Here is an 18,112-nt window from a genome sequence, read left to right on the forward strand (position 1 = left end):
CGCACCATGGACCTCGCCGATGCGGGTGTGACCGAGTGGCCAGGTGGCGGTCTGCAAAGCCGTGTACGCGGGTTCGACTCCCGCCGCTCGCTCCATCGGAGAACGCCTTCCGTGCTCGCACGGGAGGCGTTCTCGCTATGTGCCGTCGGTCGAGCAGACCTTCCACCCGCCGTCCTCCTTGCGCAGGTGCTCATTGGTCGACCGCTTGCTCTCGGCCGCGCCCGGCATGGTGAGGGTGCCCAGGGTGACTGCGGTGGCGCGCTCGCCGGTGATGGTGATCCCTTGGACCGCATCGACTTTCATCGACACTTTGCCCTGGTCCATGGCCTTCTTCTGGGCCTCGGGCAGCGCGTCGTACTGCGCTCGATCGCCCGCGCAGGTCTTGCCGACGGCCTGGGAGGCGCCGCCGGTGGAGAGGGTGTCGTAGAAGTCGCGCAGCGTGGTCTCGATCCGCTGGGCATCGCTGGGTGCGGAGTCCTTGCCGTTCAACGTCACCGCGGTGGCGATGCCGCCGCCGACGAGAACCGCGGCCGCGATGCCGATGCCGATGGTGAGGGGGGTGCGCCTGTGCCGAGTCATCGAGGGGCAGATTACAGCGATTCCGTTGCATCGGCGGGGTGGTATTTCCGCCCGTGACATGGGACGGTACGTTGGTTAGGCAAACCTCAGCGTCGAGTGGAAGGACGGTCATGACGGCGGCTCGATGGAAACTGGTGTCCGGCGCATTGGCGGCGATCGCGGTGCTCGGCGCGACCACCGCATGCTCCGGCTCGTCCGACGAAGGCAACGAGATCCTGGTCTACAACGCGCAGCACGAATCCCTCACCAAGGCGTGGGTCGACGCGTTCACCAAGGACACCGGCATCAAGGTGACCATCCGCAACGGCGGGGACACCGACCTGGGCAACCAGATCGTCGCCGAGGGCAAGAACTCCAAGGCCGACGTCTTCATCACCGAGAACTCCCCGGCCATGGCGCTGGTCGAGAACGCCGGCCTGTTCGCCGACGTCGACAAGGACACGCTCGGCCAGGTGCCCGAGCAGTTCCGCCCCTCCACCGGCAAGTGGACCGGAATCGCGGCGCGCTCCACCGTTTTCGTCTACAACACCGGCAAGCTCCCCGCCGACCAGCTGCCCAAGTCGCTGCTGGACCTGGCACAGCCGCAGTGGAAGGGCCGCTGGAGCGGCGCCGCCGCGGGCGCGGACTTCCAGGCCATCGTGGCCGCGCTGCTCGCCCAGAAGGGTGAGGAGGCGACCCTCTCCTGGCTGAAAGGCATGAAGGAGAACGCGGTCATCTCCCAGAACAACACCACCGTCATGAAGGGCGTCAACTCCGGGCAGTTCGACGGCGGCGTGATCTACCACTACTACTGGTTCAAGGATCAGGCCAAGACCAAGGAGAACAGCAAGAACACCCAGCTGTTCTACTTCAAGAACCAGGACCCGGGCGCCTTCGTCTCGATTTCCGGTGGCGGCGTGCTGAAGTCGAGCAAGCACCAGAACGACGCCCAGAAGTTCCTGAACTACATCACCTCCAAGCAGGGCCAGGAGGTGCTGCGCGACGGCGACTCCATGGAGTACCCGGTGGCCTCCGACGTCGCCGCCAACCCGGCGCTGCCGCCGCTGGCCTCGCTGGACGCGCCCAAGATCGATCCCTCGAAGCTGGACTCCAAGAAGGTCACCCAGCTGATGACCCAGGCGGGCCTGCTCTAAGTGACCGCTCGGACCGCTGTACCCACCCGGGCCGCCGGGTCGACCCGGGTCGCCAAGGCACTCGCCTGGCGGCCCGGGTCGCTCGTCACCCTCGCCGCCCTGCTCATGGTGGCGGCCACACTCGTGCCGCTGGGCTACATCGTGTCCACCCTCGTCTCCACCGGCCTGCACGAGACCGCCGAACTCGTCTTCCGGCCGCGCGTGGCCGAATTGCTGCGCAACACCGCCGAACTGGTGGTCCTCACCGTGCCGATCAGCGTCGCCCTCGGCGTCGGGCTGGCCTGGATCGTGGAACGCACCGACGTGCCGGGCGCGGCCTGGTGGGGACCGGCCTTCGCCGCGCCCCTGGCGGTTCCGGCCTTCGTCAACAGCTACGGCTGGGTCAGCGCCATCCCCGCACTGCACGGCCTGTGGGCGGGCGTGCTCGTCGCCACCGTCTCCTACTTCCCGCTGGTCTACCTGCCCGCCGCGGCCACCCTGCGCCGGCTCGACCCGGCCGTGGAGGAGTCGGCCCGAGCGCTGGGCTCGGGACCGTTCGCCGTCTTCGCGCGGGTGGTGCTGCCGCAGCTGCGGCTCGCGATTCTCGGTGGCGGACTGCTGATCTCGCTGCACCTGCTCGCCGAGTACGGCGCCTTCGCCATGATCCGGTTCGACACCTTCACCACCGCCATCTTCCAGCAGTACCAATCCAGCTTCGCCGGGGCCGCGGGCAGCACCCTGTCCGGCGTGCTGGTGGTGCTGTGCCTGGTGCTGCTCGCCGCCGAGGCCGGGGTGCGCGGGCGGGCCCGCTACGCGCGGATCGGCGGCGGCGCGCAGCGCGGCGTTCACCGGATCCGCCTGGGGCTGGGCCGGATTCCCATGCTCCTGGTGCTGTTCGGCGCGCTCGCCGCCACCCTGGGCGTGCCGCTGTGGACCATCGGGCGCTGGCTGCGGATCGGCGGCGCGGCGGTGTGGAACACCGTCGACATCGGCGAATCCCTCGGTCAGACCATCGGTCTGGCCGCCACCGCCGCGGTGATCACCACCCTGTGCGCCTTCCCGGTGGCCTGGGTCGCGGTCCGCTCCACCTCGCGGTTCGCGCGAATCATCGAGGGCGCCAACTACATCACCAGTTCGCTGCCGGGCATCGTGATCGCGCTGGCCCTGGTGACCGTGTCGATCCGCTGGCTGCCCGCCTTCTATCAGACCGCCGCCACCATCCTGGCCGCCTACACCCTGATGTTCCTGCCGCGCGCCCTGGTCAGCGTGCGCGCCGGGCTGGCGCAGGTGCCGATCGGGCTGGAGGAGGCGTCGCTGGCGCTCGGAAAGTCCCCGGCCGCCACCTTCTTCCGCGTCACCCTGCGCCTGACCGCGCCCGCCGCCGCGGCGGCCGCCGCCATGGTGTTCGTGGCCGTGGCCACCGAACTGACCGCCACCCTGCTGCTCGCCCCCAACGGCACCAGCACCCTCGCCATGCAGTTCTGGCAGCTGTCGGGCGAACTGGACTACGCCGCCGCCGCGCCCTACGCGCTGATCATGATCATCGCCTCGGTGCCGGTCACCTATCTGCTGTTCACCCAATCCAGGAAGGCGGCGGGCTTGTGAGTCGTCTTGTCGTAGACCAGGTTCGCAAGACCTTCGGGCCCGGAGCGCCGGTCCTCGACGGCATCGGCCTCGACGTCGCCGACGGCACCGCCACCGCCGTGGTCGGCTCCTCGGGCTGTGGCAAGACCACCCTGCTGCGGGTGATCGCCGGATTCGAGCACCCCGACGCGGGCACGGTCACCATCGGCGGGGAAACCATTACCCGCGAAGGCTTCTCGGTGCCCGCCCACCGCCGCCGCATCGGCTACGTGGCGCAGGACGGCGCGCTGTTCCCGCACCTGACCGTGGGCCAGAACATCGCCTACGGACTCGGCGGCGGTGTCGGCGCGCGCCGCAAACACCGGCAGCAGGTGGCCGAACTGCTCGACATGGTCTCCCTCGACCCGTCCTACGCGGATCGGCGGCCGCACCAGCTCTCCGGCGGCCAGCAGCAGCGCGTCGCCCTGGCCCGCGCCATGGCCCGCAAACCCGCCCTCATGCTGCTCGACGAACCCTTCAGCGCCCTCGACACCGGACTGCGCGCCGCCACCCGCCAGGCCGTCGCCGAAACCCTGCGCGCCGCGGGCATGACCAGCATCCTGGTCACCCACGATCAGGAGGAGGCGCTGTCCTTCGCCGATCAGGTGGCGGTCATGTGCTCGGGCCGCTTCACCCAGGTCGGCACCCCCGAACAGGTGTACGCCGAGCCCGCGGACCTGTTCACCGCCGGATTCCTCGGCGACACCGTGCTGCTCGACGCCAGCATCGGCCCGGCGACCGCCGAGACCCTGCTGGGCCGAATCCCCGTGCAGGCCAACGCCCCGACCGGCCAGGGCGCGATCATGCTGCGCCCCGAACAGCTGCTGGCTCACGCCACCGCCGCCGGCGACGCCGGGACCGCCACCGTGCGCGCGCTCGAATTCCGCGGCGCGGACGTCATGCTCACCCTCGATCTCGACGGCTCCCCGGAACCGATCCAGGTACGCCGGGTCAGCGTCGGCGCGCCCGCGGTCGGCGACCGCGTCGACCTCGAAGTCCTCGGCGCGGCGGTCGCTTTCACCTCCGAGCAGTGCGCCGCCGCCGGCCGCGCACCCCGCAATGGCGCCGCGCCCGGCGTGTTCACCATGCCGGACGCCGTCTCCGCGGTCTGATCACACCGAGCGCCCGGGCGGACGGAAGCCGTGCGCCCGGGTCGGCGGAATGTGACCGAATGGTCTGGGAAGCACCTATATTGGCGCGGAGGCCGAATCATCGGCTCGAGGCCGAAGGAGACCCGGTGCGCCGCACGCTGATCGTCATGTCCGCTCTCGCCGCCGCGTGCGTGCTCGCACCGCACGCCGCCGCCGAACCGGCCGCCGATCCGGCCCTGAAGGTGCAGGCGGTCTTCGGAACCGAACAGTTCCCCATGGCGGGCGTGGCCGCCGACATCGCGTCCTGCGGCGGCGGCGCGAGCCTGGCCACCATCACCACCGGCACCGACGGCACGGCCGTCTACCCGGGCGCGCCGGGCTGCTACCGGGTTCAGGTCGCCGCCCCGATCGGCTGCATGCTCGACGGCGACGCCGCGCTCGAGGTCACCTCGGTACCGGGCATCACCCCGGTCGCGACCTTCCGCTTCCGCTGCGCCTGACCCGGCCCACGCGGCCGAACCCCTGCCTCCCGCGCGCCCGGTGTGATCGCGTATTCCGTACGCGCTCGGTGTGATCGCGCTCCTGTGTGACCGACTCCACTTCTCAGAACTCCCACAGTCAGTGGCTGTTAGCCTCGATCACAGATAGCTGCTCGACATTGCCGTACGCGGAACGCGTCGCATCACCGAGGGAGTAGGTGACACATGGGCGCGAGGTTCGCGTCGGCACACCCGCCCGGCATGGCCGTGCCCCTGTCGATCCGGCGCTACGCGATCCCGATCGAGACGCTCGCGGCATTGCTCGGCGCGGCCGTGGCGGGACTGCTGTTGATGGCCCCGCTCGATCTCGGCGGCGCCACCAGCGGACCGGTCCTGCAATTGGATCTGCTCGTCCTCAATATGCCGCGCGCGGCGGCGGCCGGGGCCGCGCTGGCCGTGGTGTCGGCGGCCCTGGTGGTCGCGCTGGGCCGGCGCAGCGCGTGGATCGCCGCCTGCGGCAGCGCCGTCATGCTGCTGGTCGACCAGTTCTGGAACCGGGGCACGGCGACCATGGACAGCCTGACCACCGCCAATTACGTCGACTCCATCTTCGCGGGCATCCTGCTCGGCTCGCTCGCGGTGGCCGTCTTCGGCAGACCCCTCGCCACCGCGGCCTTCCTGGTCGGTGCGCTGGGCTCGATCCTGGTCGGGGACCAGACCTCGCTGCCGCCCGCGGACGGCCCGAGCAACCCGCTCAGCCAATTGGCCTCGGTCGGCACGCCGCCGGTGTGGCTGCTGCTGCTCACCGCCGCGCTGCTGGCCGCGGGAATCGTGCTGAGCCCGCCCGATCCGGTGACCGAGGACGAGAACACCGACCTGGCCATCGGCACCATCCTGTCCGCGCTGGTGCTGATCACCGCGACCGTGCTGTCCACGGAATGGTTCGTCCGGCACGCCGGAACCCCCGCGCAGATCGCCGTGGCCATCGCCGTCACCGTCGGTGCGGCCGTGCTGGCCGCGCTGCTGCTGCCGGGCCGCGAGGGCACGCTGGTGCTGCTGGCGGTCGCGGTCGCCAACGCGGGCAGCGCGATCATCGCGGTGCCGCGGCCGGACTGGACCGCGCCGTTCCCGGAGCTGGCCCTGCTGGCCGGGCTGGTCGCCGGCCGCGCCCGGCGCTCACCGTGGCTCGCGCTGGCGGTGACCGGGGCGCTGGCCGTCTTCGCGGCGGGCACCGCGGACCTGGCCCACCAGTACTCGGTGATCCCGGTGCTCGGCGTCGTCGGCACCGGATTCGCGATCGGCTACTGCTTCGGCGCGGCGGTGCCGAAAGGCGCGGGCAGCGCGGTGGTGGCCCTCGCGGTACTGATCGTGCCGTGCCTGGTGGTGGCGCTGCGCGGCAGCGACTTCGGCCGGGTCGCGTATTCGCCGCACTGGTACCGGGATCCGAGCGGCGTGGCCTCGGCGGCGCCCGGGTGGACGGCGCTGATCGTCACGCTCGGCTGCGCGGCCGGGCTGTCCGTGCTGTGGCGGATCCGGCCACCGCGCACCGCACCCGCGGTCGCGATGCTCGCCGCGCCCCAGCCCGATGAACCCCGGAAGGTGCTGCCCCGGGGCTAGTCTGGCCGCATGGCCGACACGTCACCGGTGGACCCGACCATCGAGCTCCTGGCCCGGGCGATCGCCCAGACCGGCGAGGTCATCGCCGCCGTCACCCCGGACCAGGCCGAACAACCCACCCCGTGCGCGGACTGGACCGTACAGGAGCTGGTGACCCACCTGATCGGTCAGATCCTGCGCGACTTCCGCATCGCCGCCCGCGGCGACATGCCCGAGTGGGGAGCTCCGCCCGAGGACATCGGCGCGGACTGGGCCGCCGAATTCGATACCCGCGCACGCTCCCTGCTCGACGAGTGGCGGGCCGCCGACCTGGACCGGCCGGTGCCGAGCCTGGGCGGGGAGGCCCCGCTGCGCGGCCGCGCCGATCAGCAGATCGCCGAATTCGCCACGCACACCTGGGATCTCGCCCGCGCCACCGGGCAGCACCGGGCCTTGGACCCGGAAGTCGCCGAATGCGGACTGGCTTGGTCGCGCCGGGTGCTGAAGCCCGAATTCCGGGGCCCGGGAAAGGCTTTCGGCCCCGAGCTGCCGGTCGCCGCCGACGCGCCCGCCGCCGACCGGCTGGCCGCCTGGTTCGGTCGTGACCCGGCCTGGACGCCGCCGGCCTGAGCTCAGCGCCCGAACCGCTGGTCCACCCACGTCCGCGCGTCATCGAACGACGCGTCGAGCACGCCGCGGTGATCCACCCCCGGATAGGCGCGGTACTGCACCGGCTGCCCGCTCGCGCGCTGCTGCACCACCATGGCCTCGGTACCCGGCGCGGGCACCGTGGTGTCGGCGCGGCCCTGCAACACCAGCAGCGGCTGGGTGAAGGACAGGGCGGTGGGGTCGTTCTCGTTCAGCACCCGGATCAGCGCGGCGGCGTCACCGGCACGCGGGAACACGTCGTCGGCGGACAGCCCGCCCCACGAATCCGGTTGCCGCAGTTGCCCGATGCACCGGCTGTCGGCCTGATCCAGCATGGATTGCGCACGCGGCGTGAGCAATCGGGCGGTGTCCACGTCGGCCACCGTCTGCGCGCCGCGAATGATCAAGGGCAGGAACGACACCGCGCCGCCGGTAAACGGGGCCAGCGCCCCCGCCACGCCCGCGCCGGCGGCCAGCTGCGAGGCCTGCAGTCCGAGGCCCTGGTGCGAGGCCGGGGCCAGCGCCACCGCGCCCAGCAGCTGCAGATCCGGCGCCCACTGCTGAGCCTGCGCGTCGGTGAAGACCGCCGCCTGCCCGCCCTGGGAATGCCCGACCGCCACCCAGCGCACGCCGATATCCGGATCGATCTGCCGCGCTGCCCGGGCCATGTCGGTGACGGCGCGCTGTTCGGCCGTTCCGATCAGATAGCCGTGCGGCCCGGGCGTGCCCAGCCCCTGATAGTCGGTCTGCGCCACCGCGTATCCGGCCGCCACCCAGCGTTCCTGCACCCGGCGCACCATCGAGGTGTAGTCGTGGGCGGGGAACTCGGGGGAGGTGTCCTGCGAGGGCGCGCACGCATCGGCGACGCCGGTGGTGCCGTGCGCCCAGGAGATCAACGGCCAGCCCCCGGGCGGCGGCGTGCTGTCGGGCACCGCGAGCGTGCCGGTGACCGCGACCGGATCGCCCCGCATATCGATCGAGCGGTACATCAGCAGATAGTTGCGCGCCCCGGCGAGCGCGGGATCGCCTGTGAGCGGCCGGATCTGGATCACCGAACCGTGCACCCCGGGAATCCGGTCGGGCGCCGGCTCATAGAACGACGCGAGCGTCGTCTCCTCCGGCCGGACGGGAGTGGCGGTCGCCGGTGCGGCCAGGATCGACCCGGCGATGGTGACGGCGAGGAAGGTCACGAAGCGGCGGATTCCGGGGCGCGAGGCGCGCCGCGACCGCTGTCCTGGACGGGCGCTCTCGTTCTCCGGCACCTCTCAGAAGATACCGGCTTGCACGTGTTTCACTCGGCAAGGCAGGGCCGACCGGTCTGCCCGAAACGCGCTCGCGGTGTCCGGCTGCCTCCTGCACAACCGGACACCGCGATGCACAGCTCTACCTTCCCGCCCAGGGCCGTGAATCGGAATACCGATCGGTCACGATGGCACGATAAGTCAGACATCCGGTTCCGCCGTCACCGTGCGCGAACGGCGCCACCGTAGTGCGCGAACGATGCCACCGTAGTGCGCGAACGACGAAGGCCCCGACCGTCATTCACGGTCGGGGCCTTCATGGTGCCCTCGGCAGGAATCGAACCTGCGGCCTTCTGCTCCGGAGGCAGACGCTCTATCCCCTGAGCTACGAGGGCGGGGATGGTCCCGTCCGGTCTCCCGGTCGGGCGGGGAAAGCGTATCGCATCGACTGCGTTGCGCCAAAAACCGATGCGGACCGGGCGTTTCTGGCCACCCGGTCCGCCGGTTCTCAGTTCATCGGCAGCGGTGCGACCTTGCGTTCGGCGAGCATCTGCGTCATCAGATCGGCCTCACCCTGCTGGGTTTTGGCCATGCTCTCCGCCAGCGACCGCACCGCGTCGGTGTCGGCGCGCTGCTCGGCGTACTCGATCATCGGCATGCCGCCCTGGTGGTGGCGCAGCATGAGCTGCAGGAACAGCGCGTCCTGGGCCGGGCCGGTGGCCGCGCCGAGCGCCGCCATCTCCTGATCCGAGGCCATGCCGGGCATGGTCTGCACCGCGCCCGCGTGCGCGGAGGTGCCCGAATGCTGGTGCGCGGACATATCGGTCATCCAGCCCATGTAGCCGTCGGGGGAGATGAGCGGCTTGTCCCACAGCTGCAGCCAACCCTGCATGCGCCCGGCCTGATTGGCCTGCGTGGTCAGGATGTCGTAGGCCAGGCGCCGCACCGCCGGGTCGGCCGACCCGGACAACGCCAGACTCGACATCTGCACCGCCTGCGTATGGTGCACCGACATGTCCTGGGAGAAGCCGACATCCACCGCGCCGGGCGTCTCGGTCTGATGCCGCAGCGGATTGCCGACCAGGATCCCGGCCAGGAAACCGACGAGCAGCACCCCGACCACGCCGAGGATCGCCAGCAACTGCCGCTGATTGCGGCGCGGCTGCTGGGCGGGTTCGGCGGCGGGATCCGGCTCGGAGCTGCGATCGGGAACGTCGGCCATGAACGGCGGCACTACTGAGTCGGAGCCGGCTGCTCCGGCTGCGTCGGGCCGTCGGTCGGGGCCGGGATGGTCGGGATGCCGCCGGGCAGATTGGCGTCGGTCGGCAGCGCCGGGGTGCCCTCGGGCAGGCTCGGGACGCCGCCGGGGAAGCCGGGGATGCTGGGCATGCCCGGGGTGCCGCCGGTCTCGTTCTGCGCCTTGGTCGCACCGGTGCCGTCCATCGGGACCGCGTCGGGGCCGGGGGCGCTCGGGTCGAAGGCCGGCGGGTTGTCGGTCTTGAAGGTCGGGTTCGCGCAGTCCGCGCCGACCTCGGGGTAGGCGTACTGGTTCAGCCGCAGCGCGGTGATGAACTGGGTGACGCGCTTGTCATCGGCGCTGGTCAGCTTCAGCTGGTGGCCCCACGACTGCAGCGAGATCGGCGAATCCAGGCCCGGGTACGGCGACATCAGGCTGTACGGCTTGCCCTTGACCTTGGCCGCGAGCGTGTCGATGCCCGCCTTGTCGAGCTTGTCCGGGTTATAGGTGATCCAGATCGCGCCGTGCTCGAGCGAGTGCACCGCGTTCTCGGTGCGGATCGCCGTCGGGTACACCACGCCGGTGCACGCCGCCCACGAGCTGTCGTGCGGGCCGCCGAAGGGCGGGGCCTGGTCGTAGGCCACCCGCTGGGTCCCGGCGATGTGCAGACCCGCCGGGTACTCCTTCTTCACCACGCCGGAGATCTGATCCGAGGGATCCTTCTTCTGCGCGGACGGGGTGTACTTGTTCTGCTCCTGCTTGTCCTGGATCTTCGGGACGAGCACCCAGGCGATGCCGCCGATCAGGGCGAGGACGCAGACGACGGCCCCGATCATGAGCCACGGGATCTGGCGCTTTCCGCCCAGCCCGCCGCCACCGCCCTTGCGGGAGGCTCCGGCGGACTTGCCCGCGGCCTTGATGGCCTTGGCCGATTTGGCACTGGTCTTGCTCGGCATGCTTGTTGTGCTCTTTTCGACGTGTCGGACAATCAAACGACGCGGCCGCATCGTTTGCTGGGCACCTGCCCGGTGGTGCCCGCTCGCGGCGTTCACCTGCTCAGACCATAGGATAGTGACTCGTGACTCCAGCTGACCTTGCAGATCTCCTTCGTGCTACCGCGGCGAAGGTACTTGTCGAACGTGGATCCGACCCTGCGGTCCTGCCCGACGAGGTCAAGGTGGAGCGTCCCCGCAACCCCGAGCACGGTGACTATGCCACGAATGTGGCCATGCAGGTAGGGAAGAAGGCGGGAATGAACCCGCGCGATTTCGCCACCCTGCTCGCCGAGGCGCTGACCGCCGCCGAGGGCATCGACGCCGCCGAGGTCGCCGGACCTGGCTTTTTGAACATCCGTCTGGCCAAGGCCGCGCAGGGCGCGATCGTGCGGAAGATCCTCGAGGCCGGCGCGAACTTCGGCACCGCGGACGCCCTGGGCGGCACCAGGATCAACCTGGAGTTCGTCTCCGCCAACCCCACCGGCCCGATCCACCTGGGCGGCACCCGCTGGGCCTCGGTCGGCGACGCGCTCGGCCGGATCCTGGCCGCCCAAGGCGCCGACGTCACCCGCGAGTACTACTTCAACGACCACGGCGCGCAGATCGACCGCTTCGCCAACTCGCTGGTCGCCGCCGCGCTCGGACAGCCGACCCCGGAGGACGGCTACGCGGGCGACTACATCGACGACATCGCCGACACCGTGGTCAAGGCCAACCCGGGCGTGCTGGAACTCACCGAGACCGAGCGCCACGAGCTGTTCCGCCGCGAGGGCGTCGAGCTGATGTTCGCGCACATCAAGAAGACGCTGCACGAATTCGGCACCGACTTCGACGTGTACTTCAACGAGAGCTCGCTGTTCGCCTCCGGCGCGGTCGAGAAGGCCCTCGACGAGCTCAAGGCGTCGGGCAACCTGTACCAGAAGGACGGCGCCTGGTGGATCGCCTCCACCGAGTACGGCGACGACAAGGACCGCGTCGTCATCAAGAGCGACGGCAAGTCCGCCTACATCGGCGGTGACATCGCCTACTTCCAGAACAAGCGCTCGCGCGGCTTCGATCTGTGCATCTACATGCTGGGCGCCGACCACCACGGCTACATCGGCCGCCTGAAGGCCGCCGCCGCGGCGTTCGGCGACAACCCCGACACCGTCGAGGTGCTGATCGGCCAGATGGTGAACCTGGTGAAAGATGGTGCCGCCGTCCGCATGTCCAAGCGCGCGGGCACCGTCGTCACCCTCGACGACCTGGTCGAGCAGATCGGCGTCGACGCCGCCCGCTACTCGCTGGTGCGCTCCTCGGTGAACTCCAGCATCGACATCGACCTGGACCTGTGGACCCGCCAGGACAGCGAGAACCCGGTCTACTACGTGCAATACGCGCACGCCCGCACCAACCAGATCATCGGCAACGCCGCCGCGTTCGACTACGCCTCGGTCGCACCGGATTTCGCGCTGCTCACCGATGACCGCGAGGGCGAGCTGATCCGCACCCTCGGTGAGTACCCGCGCGTGGTCGCCACCGCCGCGGACATGCGCGAGCCGCACCGGGTAGTGCGCTACCTGGAAGAGCTGGCCGGCGCGTACCACCCCTTCCAGTCCGACAAGACGCTGCGCGTGATCCCCCAGGGCGACGACGAGGTCACCCCGCTCAACGCCGCTCGTCTCGAGCTGGTCAAAGCCACCCGTCAGGTTCTCGCCAACGGCCTCGGCCTGCTAGGCGTCAGTGCTCCGGAGCGTATGTAGATGAGTGCCCACCCCGCCGGTCCCCGCCACGCGGACATTCCGCACGCGCCCACCCTGGCCGAGCGTCCCAGCGCGCCCGCCCAGATGATCGAGCTGCCCGCGAACGTGTGGCCGCGCAACGCCTCCCGTGACGCCGACGGCGTGGTGCGGCTGGCCGGTGTGCCGGTGCACGAGCTGGCCGCCGAGTTCGGCACCCCGCTGTTCGTGATCGACGAGGACGACTTCCGTTCCCGCTGCCGCGATATGGTCCGCGCCTTCGGCGACGGCGCGCGAGTCCACTACGCTTCCAAGGCGTTCCTGTGCGGCGAGATCGCCCGCTGGATCCGCGACGAGGGCCTGCACCTGGACGTCTGCTCCGGCGGTGAGCTCGCGGTGGCGCTGCGCGCCGGCTTCCCGGCCGAGCGGATCGCCCTGCACGGCAACAACAAATCGGTGCCCGAGCTGGAGATGGCGGTCGCGGCCGGCGTCGGCGACGTGGTCGTCGACTCGCTGATCGAGATCGAGCGACTCGAGGCCGTGGCCAAGCGCGCCGGCAAGGTCGTCGACGTGCTGGTGCGCGTCACCGTCGGCGTGGAAGCCCACACCCACGAGTACATCTCGACCGCGCACGAGGACCAGAAGTTCGGCTTCTCCATCGCGGGCGGCGACGCCATGCAGGCCATCGCCCGGGTCTTCGAGTCCGACAACCTGCGCCTGGTCGGCCTGCACTCGCACATCGGCTCGCAGATCTTCGAGATCGACGGCTTCGAGATCTCCACCCGCCGCATGCTGGGCCTGCTGCGCGAGGTCGCCGACAAGTTCGGCATGGAGCGCGCCGAGCAGATGCGGATCCTGGATCTCGGTGGCGGCCTGGGCATCTCGTACCTGCCGCACGAGGATCCGCCCGCCCTGGACGGTTTCGCCGCCAACCTGCGCCGCATCGTGGCCGAGGAGGCCGAGCGCGCCGGGCTGCCGATGCCGACCATCGCCGTCGAGCCGGGCCGCGCCATCGCGGGCCCCGGCACCGTCACCCTCTACGAGGTGGGCACCATCAAAGATGTTGTGCTCGACGGCGGCAATCGCCGACGCTATGTGAGCGTCGACGGCGGCATGAGCGACAACATCCGTCCGGCCCTGTACCAGGCCGAGTACGACTGCCGGCTGGTCTCGCGGTCCAGCGAGGCCGGTCCGGTGGTGGCCCGGGTGGTCGGAAAGCATTGCGAGAGTGGGGATATCGTCATCCGCGATACCTGGCTCCCGGCCGATGTGGGCCCGGGCGACCTGGTGGCGGTGGCGGCGACCGGCGCGTACTGCTACTCGATGTCGAGCCGTTACAACATGCTCACGCGGCCCGCGGTGGTCGCTGTGCAGGACGGCAAGGCGCGCTTGATCCTCCGCCGTGAAACGGTGGAGGACCTACTCAGCTTGGAGGTGAAGGCATGACCGAGGCGAACAACGCTGCCAAGAACGGCGTGTGGGGATCGGATCACCCGATCGGTGTCGCGGTCCTCGGCATGGGCACGGTCGGCACCGAGGTGGTCCGCATCATTCGTGACCACGCCGACGACCTGTGCAACCGTGTCGGCGCCCCCGTCGTGCTGCGCGGCGTCGCGGTGCGGGATCTGAGCAAGGACCGCGGCCTGTCCGCCGACCTGCTCACCACCGACGCCGAGGCCCTGGTCACCCGCGACGACGTCGACATCGTGGTCGAGGTCATGGGCGGCATCGACCCGGCCCGCGCCCTCATCACCGCGGCCCTGAACGCGGGCAAGTCCGTCGTCACCGCCAATAAGGCGCTGCTCGCGGACTACACCGGCGAGCTGGCCGCCGCCGCCGAGAACCACCGCGCCGACCTCTACTTCGAGGCCGCCGTCGCCGGTGCCATCCCGGTGGTCCGCCCGCTCATCCAGTCGCTGTCCGGCGACCGGGTCAACCGCGTGGTCGGCATCGTCAACGGCACCACCAACTTCATCCTCTCGGCCATGGCCGAGACCGGCGCCGACTACGACGACGTGCTCGCCGAGGCCACCCGCCTGGGCTACGCCGAGGCCGACCCGACCGCCGACGTCGAGGGCTACGACGCCGCCGCCAAGGCCGCGATCCTGGCCTCGGTCGCCTTCCACACCCGCGTCACCTCCGGCGACGTCTACCGCGAGGGCATCTCCAAGATCACCTCCGAGGACCTGGAGACCGCCGCGGCCGTGGGCTGCACGGTGAAACTGCTGGCCATGGCCGAGCGCGTCACCGACGACAGCGGCAAGGAGAAGATCTCCGCGCGCGTCTACCCGGCCCTGATCCCGCGCAAGCACCCCCTCGCGGCGGTCAACGGCGCGTTCAACGCCGTGGTCGTGGAGGCCGAGAACGCCGGCCGCCTGATGTTCTACGGGCAGGGCGCCGGCGGCGCCCCCACCGCGTCGGCCGTGATGGGCGATCTGGTGATGGCGGCGCGCAACAAGTTCTACGGTGGCCGCGCGCCGGGCGAATCGGTCTATGCTGAGCTGCCGATCGCCTCGATCGGCGACACCCCGACCCGCTACCACGTGAACATGCAGGTCGCCGACCGCACCGGTGTGCTGGAGGCGGTCGCCGGGGAATTCGCCAAGCACAGTGTGAGCATCTCGACGGTCCGCCAGGAGGGACACGACGAGGGTGCGCGCCTGGTTGTGGTGACCCACCACGCGCTGGAGTCCGCGCTGGCGGATACCGTTGCCGCATTGGCCGAACTGGACTCCGTCACGTCCGTGACCAGTGTTCTGAGATTGGAAGGCACCGAGGAATGAGTGCAACCGCACGCGCTGTTGCGGCTGGCCGCACGAATGACAGTGCACCTGTGCACACGCCGTGGCCGGGTTTGATCGACGCGTATCGCGACCGGCTCGCGATTCCCGCCGACTGGAAGGCCGTCACTCTCTTCGAGGGCGGCACCCCGCTGGTGCCCGCACACCACCTGTCGGAACTGACCGGCTGCGAGGTGTACCTCAAGGTCGAGGGCGCGAACCCGACCGGCTCGTTCAAGGACCGTGGCATGACCATGGCCATGACCGACGCCAAGTACAGCGGCAAGACCGCCGTGCTGTGCGCCTCCACCGGCAACACCTCGGCCTCGGCCGCGGCGTACGCCACCCGCGCCGGACTGCACTGCGCGGTGCTGATCCCGTCGGGCAAGATCGCCATGGGCAAGCTGGCCCAGGCGGTCATGCTGGGCGCGAAGATCATCCAGGTGGACGGCAACTTCGACGACTGCCTGGAGCTGGCCCGCAAGGTCACCTCCGACTTCCCCGAGGTCGGCCTGGTGAACTCGGTGAACCCGGCCCGCATCGAGGGCCAGAAGACCGCCGCCTTCGAGATCGCCGACGCGCTGGGCAAGGCGCCCGACGTGCACGTGCTCCCGGTCGGCAACGCGGGCAACATCACCGCGTACTGGAAGGGCTACAGCGAGTACTTCGCCGACGGCGTCACCACCTCGCGCCCGCGCATGCTGGGCGTGCAGGCCGCGGGCGCCGCGCCGCTGGTCAACGGCGCCCCGGTGCCGAACCCGGAGACCATCGCCACCGCCATCCGGATCGGCGCGCCCGCGTCCTGGAACGGTGCGATGAACGCCAAGGAGGAGTCGGGCGGCGCCTTCCGCGCGGCCACCGACGAGGAGATCCTCGCCGCGTACCGCCTGGTCGCGGCCTCCGAGGGCGTCTTCGTGGAGCCCGCCTCCGCCGCGTCGGTCGCCGGTCTGCTGGCCGCGCGCGCCGAGGGCTGGCTGGATTCGGGCCTCACCGTGGTCTGCACCGTGACCGGCAACGGTCTCAAGGACCCGGACAACGCGCTCAAGGGGATGCCCGAGGTCAAGCCGATCGCGGTCGACCCGGTCGCCGTGGCCCACGAGCTCGAGCTGGCCTGAGTTGACCGCGCGCGACGCACAGCTCATGACCCGCACGCTGCCCGCCGGAATCTCCGTCACCGTGCGGGTTCCGGCGTCCAGCGCCAATCTGGGTCCGGGATTCGATTCCCTGGGAATCGCTCTGGGTCTCTTCGACGAGATCACGGTGTCCACCACCGACACCGGCCTGACCATCAAGGTCGAGGGGGAGGGCGCCGACGATGTGCCCTGGGGCCCTTCGCATCTGGTGGTGCGCGCCATCGAACGCGGCCTGCAGGCCGCGGGCGTGTGGGCGGACGGCTTGGACGTGGTGTGCCGCAACGTGATTCCGCATTCGCGGGGCATGGGCTCGTCGGCTTCGGCGGTGGTCGGCGGCCTGGCCGCCGGCCGCGGCCTGGCCGCGAAATTCGATGCCGGACTGGCCTACGGCGATGACGTGATGGTGCAGCTGGCCTCGGAATTCGAGGGCCACCCCGACAACGCGTCGGCCAGCATCCTGGGCGGGATCGTGGTGTCCTGGTCCGAAACCGACCGTCCCGCAGACGGAAACGGCACGGTCGAGCATCACGGCCGCACCTATCGCGCGGTGCGGCTGGAGCCGCACGCCACGCTGCGCCCGGTGGTGCTCATCCCGGAGGAGCGTTCCTCCACCGCGCACACCCGCGGCCTGCTCCCGGACACCGTGCCGCACGCCGACGCGGCCTTCAACGCCAGCCGTGCCGCGCTGGCGGTAGTCGCCTTGACGGAGCGCCCTGACCTGCTGATGCCCGCCACGGCCGACCGGCTACATCAGGGCTACCGCGCCTCGGCGCTGCCGCTCACCACGAAGTGGATCGAACGGCTGCGCGCGGCCGGCATTCCGGCTACCGTGTCCGGCGCCGGTCCGACCGTATTGGCCTTCGCGACCAGCGAATTCCCCGAGGAACTGCGCGAACTCGCGGTCGCGGACGGGCTGCGCGTGCTCGAGCCCGGCATCGCCGACGGCGTCTTGGTGGATTGACAGCGCGCCTGCCTTGCCGATGCAAAAAGCGGGAGCTATCCTGAGCGAGTCCGTACATCGTGCGCGTCAGACGCCGGTGCTTCATCAGGGCAAATCGCTCCAGAGGCTCCTTGCTCGGGCTCGAGGCTTGAGGCTCGAAACTTGGGGGTAGCCAGTCAACTGGAATGATCTCTCCCACCATTTGGCGAGCCCACCGGTCCGGCGGGACAGGCGATACGGCATCCGAGTCCGGCAGGAGTCCGGACTGCAGGAGGAACCCTCGAACTGGCACACGGCGGTCGAGGGAAGGAAAGGATTTCCGTGACAGATACGGACCTGCTCGCGACACCCGGGGTGGACAGTGATCCAGCGTCCTCGGGGAGCCGCGAAAGTGACTCCGGACAGATTTCGAAGATGAGCGAACAAACTGACGTCGCACGATCGGGGCTGACTGGAATGTTGTTGCCGCAGTTGCGTGCGCTTGCGGGAGAGCTCGGTATCCGAGGCACTTCCGGGATGCGTAAGGGTGATCTCATCGCCGCTATCAAGGAGAACCAGGTCGGGGCCACCAAGGCGCCCGCGACCGGTGGTGGCAAGACCGCGGGGAAGGCCAAGGCGAAGGCCGAGGACGCGCCGACCGGCGGGGAGTCCGTGTCGGCCGTCGACACCGAGTCCGTGAAGAAGTCCGCCCGGTCCGCCGACGCGGCGCTGGCCGAGGCGAAGACCGAGACGAAGACCGACCGCGCCGAGAAGGCCGAGTCGCGCCAAAACGCTTCGGAGACGCGCGAATCCAAGAGCGCGGAGTCGCGTGAGGCCAAGCGCGAGGAGGGCGAGACCGCCCGCGCCGAGGGTGGCGAGGACACGCCGCGTTCTACTCGGCCCTGGTGCTGGGCCAGAACGGGCCCATGGACCTGCCGCCGGTGCTGGACCTCGAGGACTC

16 protein-coding genes and 2 tRNA genes are annotated in these 18,112 nt (G+C 70.3%); 13 read left to right on the forward strand and 5 right to left on the reverse strand.

Annotated features, from left to right (window positions below):
* Positions 1-21: 21 nt before the first annotated feature.
* Positions 22-95, forward strand: a tRNA-Cys gene (locus tag ACWELJ_RS19675).
* A gap of 40 nt (positions 96-135) precedes the next feature.
* Here the strand turns inward: ACWELJ_RS19675 and ACWELJ_RS19680 are convergent.
* Positions 136-579, reverse strand: coding sequence for an Rv0361 family membrane protein (locus ACWELJ_RS19680; RefSeq protein WP_452367576.1), 444 nt, complete (start codon positions 577-579; stop codon positions 136-138).
* A gap of 110 nt (positions 580-689) precedes the next feature.
* On the opposite strand from ACWELJ_RS19680, the gene ACWELJ_RS19685 reads away from it, so the two are divergent.
* From ACWELJ_RS19685 to ACWELJ_RS19710, 6 genes are all read left to right on the forward strand, one after another.
* The gene (locus tag ACWELJ_RS19685) at positions 690-1,712 is read left to right on the forward strand and encodes an iron ABC transporter substrate-binding protein (protein WP_452367577.1); all 1,023 of its coding nucleotides are present in this window, start codon (positions 690-692) and stop codon (positions 1,710-1,712) included.
* A gap of 105 nt (positions 1,713-1,817) precedes the next feature.
* A complete protein-coding gene (locus ACWELJ_RS19690) occupies positions 1,818-3,296 on the forward strand; it encodes an ABC transporter permease (RefSeq protein WP_452367590.1) in 1,479 nt (492 codons plus the stop codon).
* A complete protein-coding gene (locus tag ACWELJ_RS19695) occupies positions 3,293-4,426 on the forward strand; it encodes an ABC transporter ATP-binding protein (protein ID WP_452367578.1) in 1,134 nt (377 codons plus the stop codon). The genes ACWELJ_RS19690 and ACWELJ_RS19695 overlap by 4 nt, the downstream gene beginning before the upstream one ends.
* Positions 4,427-4,551: 125 nt before the next feature.
* The gene (locus ACWELJ_RS19700; protein WP_452367579.1) at positions 4,552-4,905 is read left to right on the forward strand and encodes a hypothetical protein; all 354 of its coding nucleotides are present in this window, start codon (positions 4,552-4,554) and stop codon (positions 4,903-4,905) included.
* 204 nt (positions 4,906-5,109) lie between these two features.
* A complete protein-coding gene (locus ACWELJ_RS19705) occupies positions 5,110-6,501 on the forward strand; it encodes a hypothetical protein (protein ID WP_452367580.1) in 1,392 nt (463 codons plus the stop codon).
* Between the two features lie 9 nt (positions 6,502-6,510).
* Positions 6,511-7,110 carry a TIGR03086 family metal-binding protein gene (locus ACWELJ_RS19710; protein ID WP_452367581.1) on the forward strand — a complete coding sequence of 200 codons (600 nt, stop codon included), beginning with the start codon at positions 6,511-6,513 and terminating at the stop codon, positions 7,108-7,110.
* Positions 7,111-7,112: 2 nt separating this feature from the next.
* On the opposite strand, the gene ACWELJ_RS19715 is transcribed toward ACWELJ_RS19710, so the two are convergent.
* From ACWELJ_RS19715 to ACWELJ_RS19730, 4 genes are all read right to left on the reverse strand, one after another.
* Positions 7,113-8,390: an alpha/beta hydrolase family protein gene (locus ACWELJ_RS19715; RefSeq protein WP_452367582.1), complete on the reverse strand. Its 1,278-nt coding sequence runs from the start codon at positions 8,388-8,390 to the stop codon at positions 7,113-7,115.
* A 298-nt stretch (positions 8,391-8,688) separates the two neighbouring features.
* Positions 8,689-8,764, reverse strand: a tRNA-Arg gene (locus ACWELJ_RS19720).
* Positions 8,765-8,877: 113 nt separating this feature from the next.
* Positions 8,878-9,591, reverse strand: coding sequence for a DUF305 domain-containing protein (locus tag ACWELJ_RS19725; protein ID WP_452367583.1), 714 nt, complete (start codon positions 9,589-9,591; stop codon positions 8,878-8,880).
* An 11-nt stretch (positions 9,592-9,602) separates the two neighbouring features.
* Positions 9,603-10,562, reverse strand: a complete 960-nt coding sequence (locus ACWELJ_RS19730) for a DUF3105 domain-containing protein (RefSeq protein ID WP_452367584.1) — start codon at positions 10,560-10,562, stop codon at positions 9,603-9,605.
* 122 nt (positions 10,563-10,684) lie between these two features.
* On the opposite strand from ACWELJ_RS19730, the gene argS reads away from it, so the two are divergent.
* The 6 genes from argS to ACWELJ_RS19760 all read left to right on the forward strand — a co-directional run.
* Positions 10,685-12,343, forward strand: coding sequence for an arginine--tRNA ligase (argS, locus tag ACWELJ_RS19735; protein WP_452367585.1), 1,659 nt, complete (start codon positions 10,685-10,687; stop codon positions 12,341-12,343).
* A complete protein-coding gene (lysA, locus tag ACWELJ_RS19740) occupies positions 12,344-13,765 on the forward strand; it encodes a diaminopimelate decarboxylase (protein WP_452367586.1) in 1,422 nt (473 codons plus the stop codon).
* Positions 13,762-15,102 carry a homoserine dehydrogenase gene (locus ACWELJ_RS19745; protein WP_452367587.1) on the forward strand — a complete coding sequence of 447 codons (1,341 nt, stop codon included), beginning with the start codon at positions 13,762-13,764 and terminating at the stop codon, positions 15,100-15,102. Before lysA ends, ACWELJ_RS19745 begins: the two co-directional genes overlap by 4 nt.
* Positions 15,099-16,214, forward strand: a complete 1,116-nt coding sequence (gene thrC, locus ACWELJ_RS19750) for a threonine synthase (protein WP_452367588.1) — start codon at positions 15,099-15,101, stop codon at positions 16,212-16,214. Before ACWELJ_RS19745 ends, thrC begins: the two co-directional genes overlap by 4 nt.
* 25 nt (positions 16,215-16,239) lie before the next feature.
* Positions 16,240-17,193 (forward strand): homoserine kinase, encoded by a 954-nt coding sequence (thrB, locus tag ACWELJ_RS19755; RefSeq protein WP_452367591.1) that lies wholly within the window; start codon positions 16,240-16,242, stop codon positions 17,191-17,193.
* 333 nt (positions 17,194-17,526) lie between these two features.
* The coding region (locus ACWELJ_RS19760) for a Rho termination factor N-terminal domain-containing protein (RefSeq protein ID WP_452367592.1) at positions 17,527-18,112 on the forward strand (586 nt) is incomplete at its 3' end.

This window comes from Nocardia sp. NPDC004582, assembly GCF_053602115.1.

Excerpts from the sequence above, each read along its gene's own strand:
- ACWELJ_RS19680 (WP_452367576.1), bottom strand. The coding sequence starts at position 579 with ATGACTCGGCACAGGCGCACCCCCCTCACCATCGGCATCGGCATCGCG.
- ACWELJ_RS19685 (WP_452367577.1), top strand. The coding sequence starts at position 690 with ATGACGGCGGCTCGATGGAAACTGGTGTCCGGCGCATTGGCGGCGATC.
- ACWELJ_RS19690 (WP_452367590.1), top strand. The coding sequence starts at position 1,818 with ATGGTGGCGGCCACACTCGTGCCGCTGGGCTACATCGTGTCCACCCTC.
- ACWELJ_RS19705 (WP_452367580.1), top strand. The coding sequence starts at position 5,110 with ATGGGCGCGAGGTTCGCGTCGGCACACCCGCCCGGCATGGCCGTGCCC.
- ACWELJ_RS19710 (WP_452367581.1), top strand. The coding sequence starts at position 6,511 with ATGGCCGACACGTCACCGGTGGACCCGACCATCGAGCTCCTGGCCCGG.
- ACWELJ_RS19725 (WP_452367583.1), bottom strand. The coding sequence starts at position 9,591 with ATGGCCGACGTTCCCGATCGCAGCTCCGAGCCGGATCCCGCCGCCGAA.
- ACWELJ_RS19730 (WP_452367584.1), bottom strand. The coding sequence starts at position 10,562 with ATGCCGAGCAAGACCAGTGCCAAATCGGCCAAGGCCATCAAGGCCGCG.
- lysA (WP_452367586.1), top strand. The coding sequence starts at position 12,344 with ATGAGTGCCCACCCCGCCGGTCCCCGCCACGCGGACATTCCGCACGCG.
- ACWELJ_RS19745 (WP_452367587.1), top strand. The coding sequence starts at position 13,762 with ATGACCGAGGCGAACAACGCTGCCAAGAACGGCGTGTGGGGATCGGAT.
- thrC (WP_452367588.1), top strand. The coding sequence starts at position 15,099 with ATGAGTGCAACCGCACGCGCTGTTGCGGCTGGCCGCACGAATGACAGT.
- thrB (WP_452367591.1), top strand. The coding sequence starts at position 16,240 with ATGACCCGCACGCTGCCCGCCGGAATCTCCGTCACCGTGCGGGTTCCG.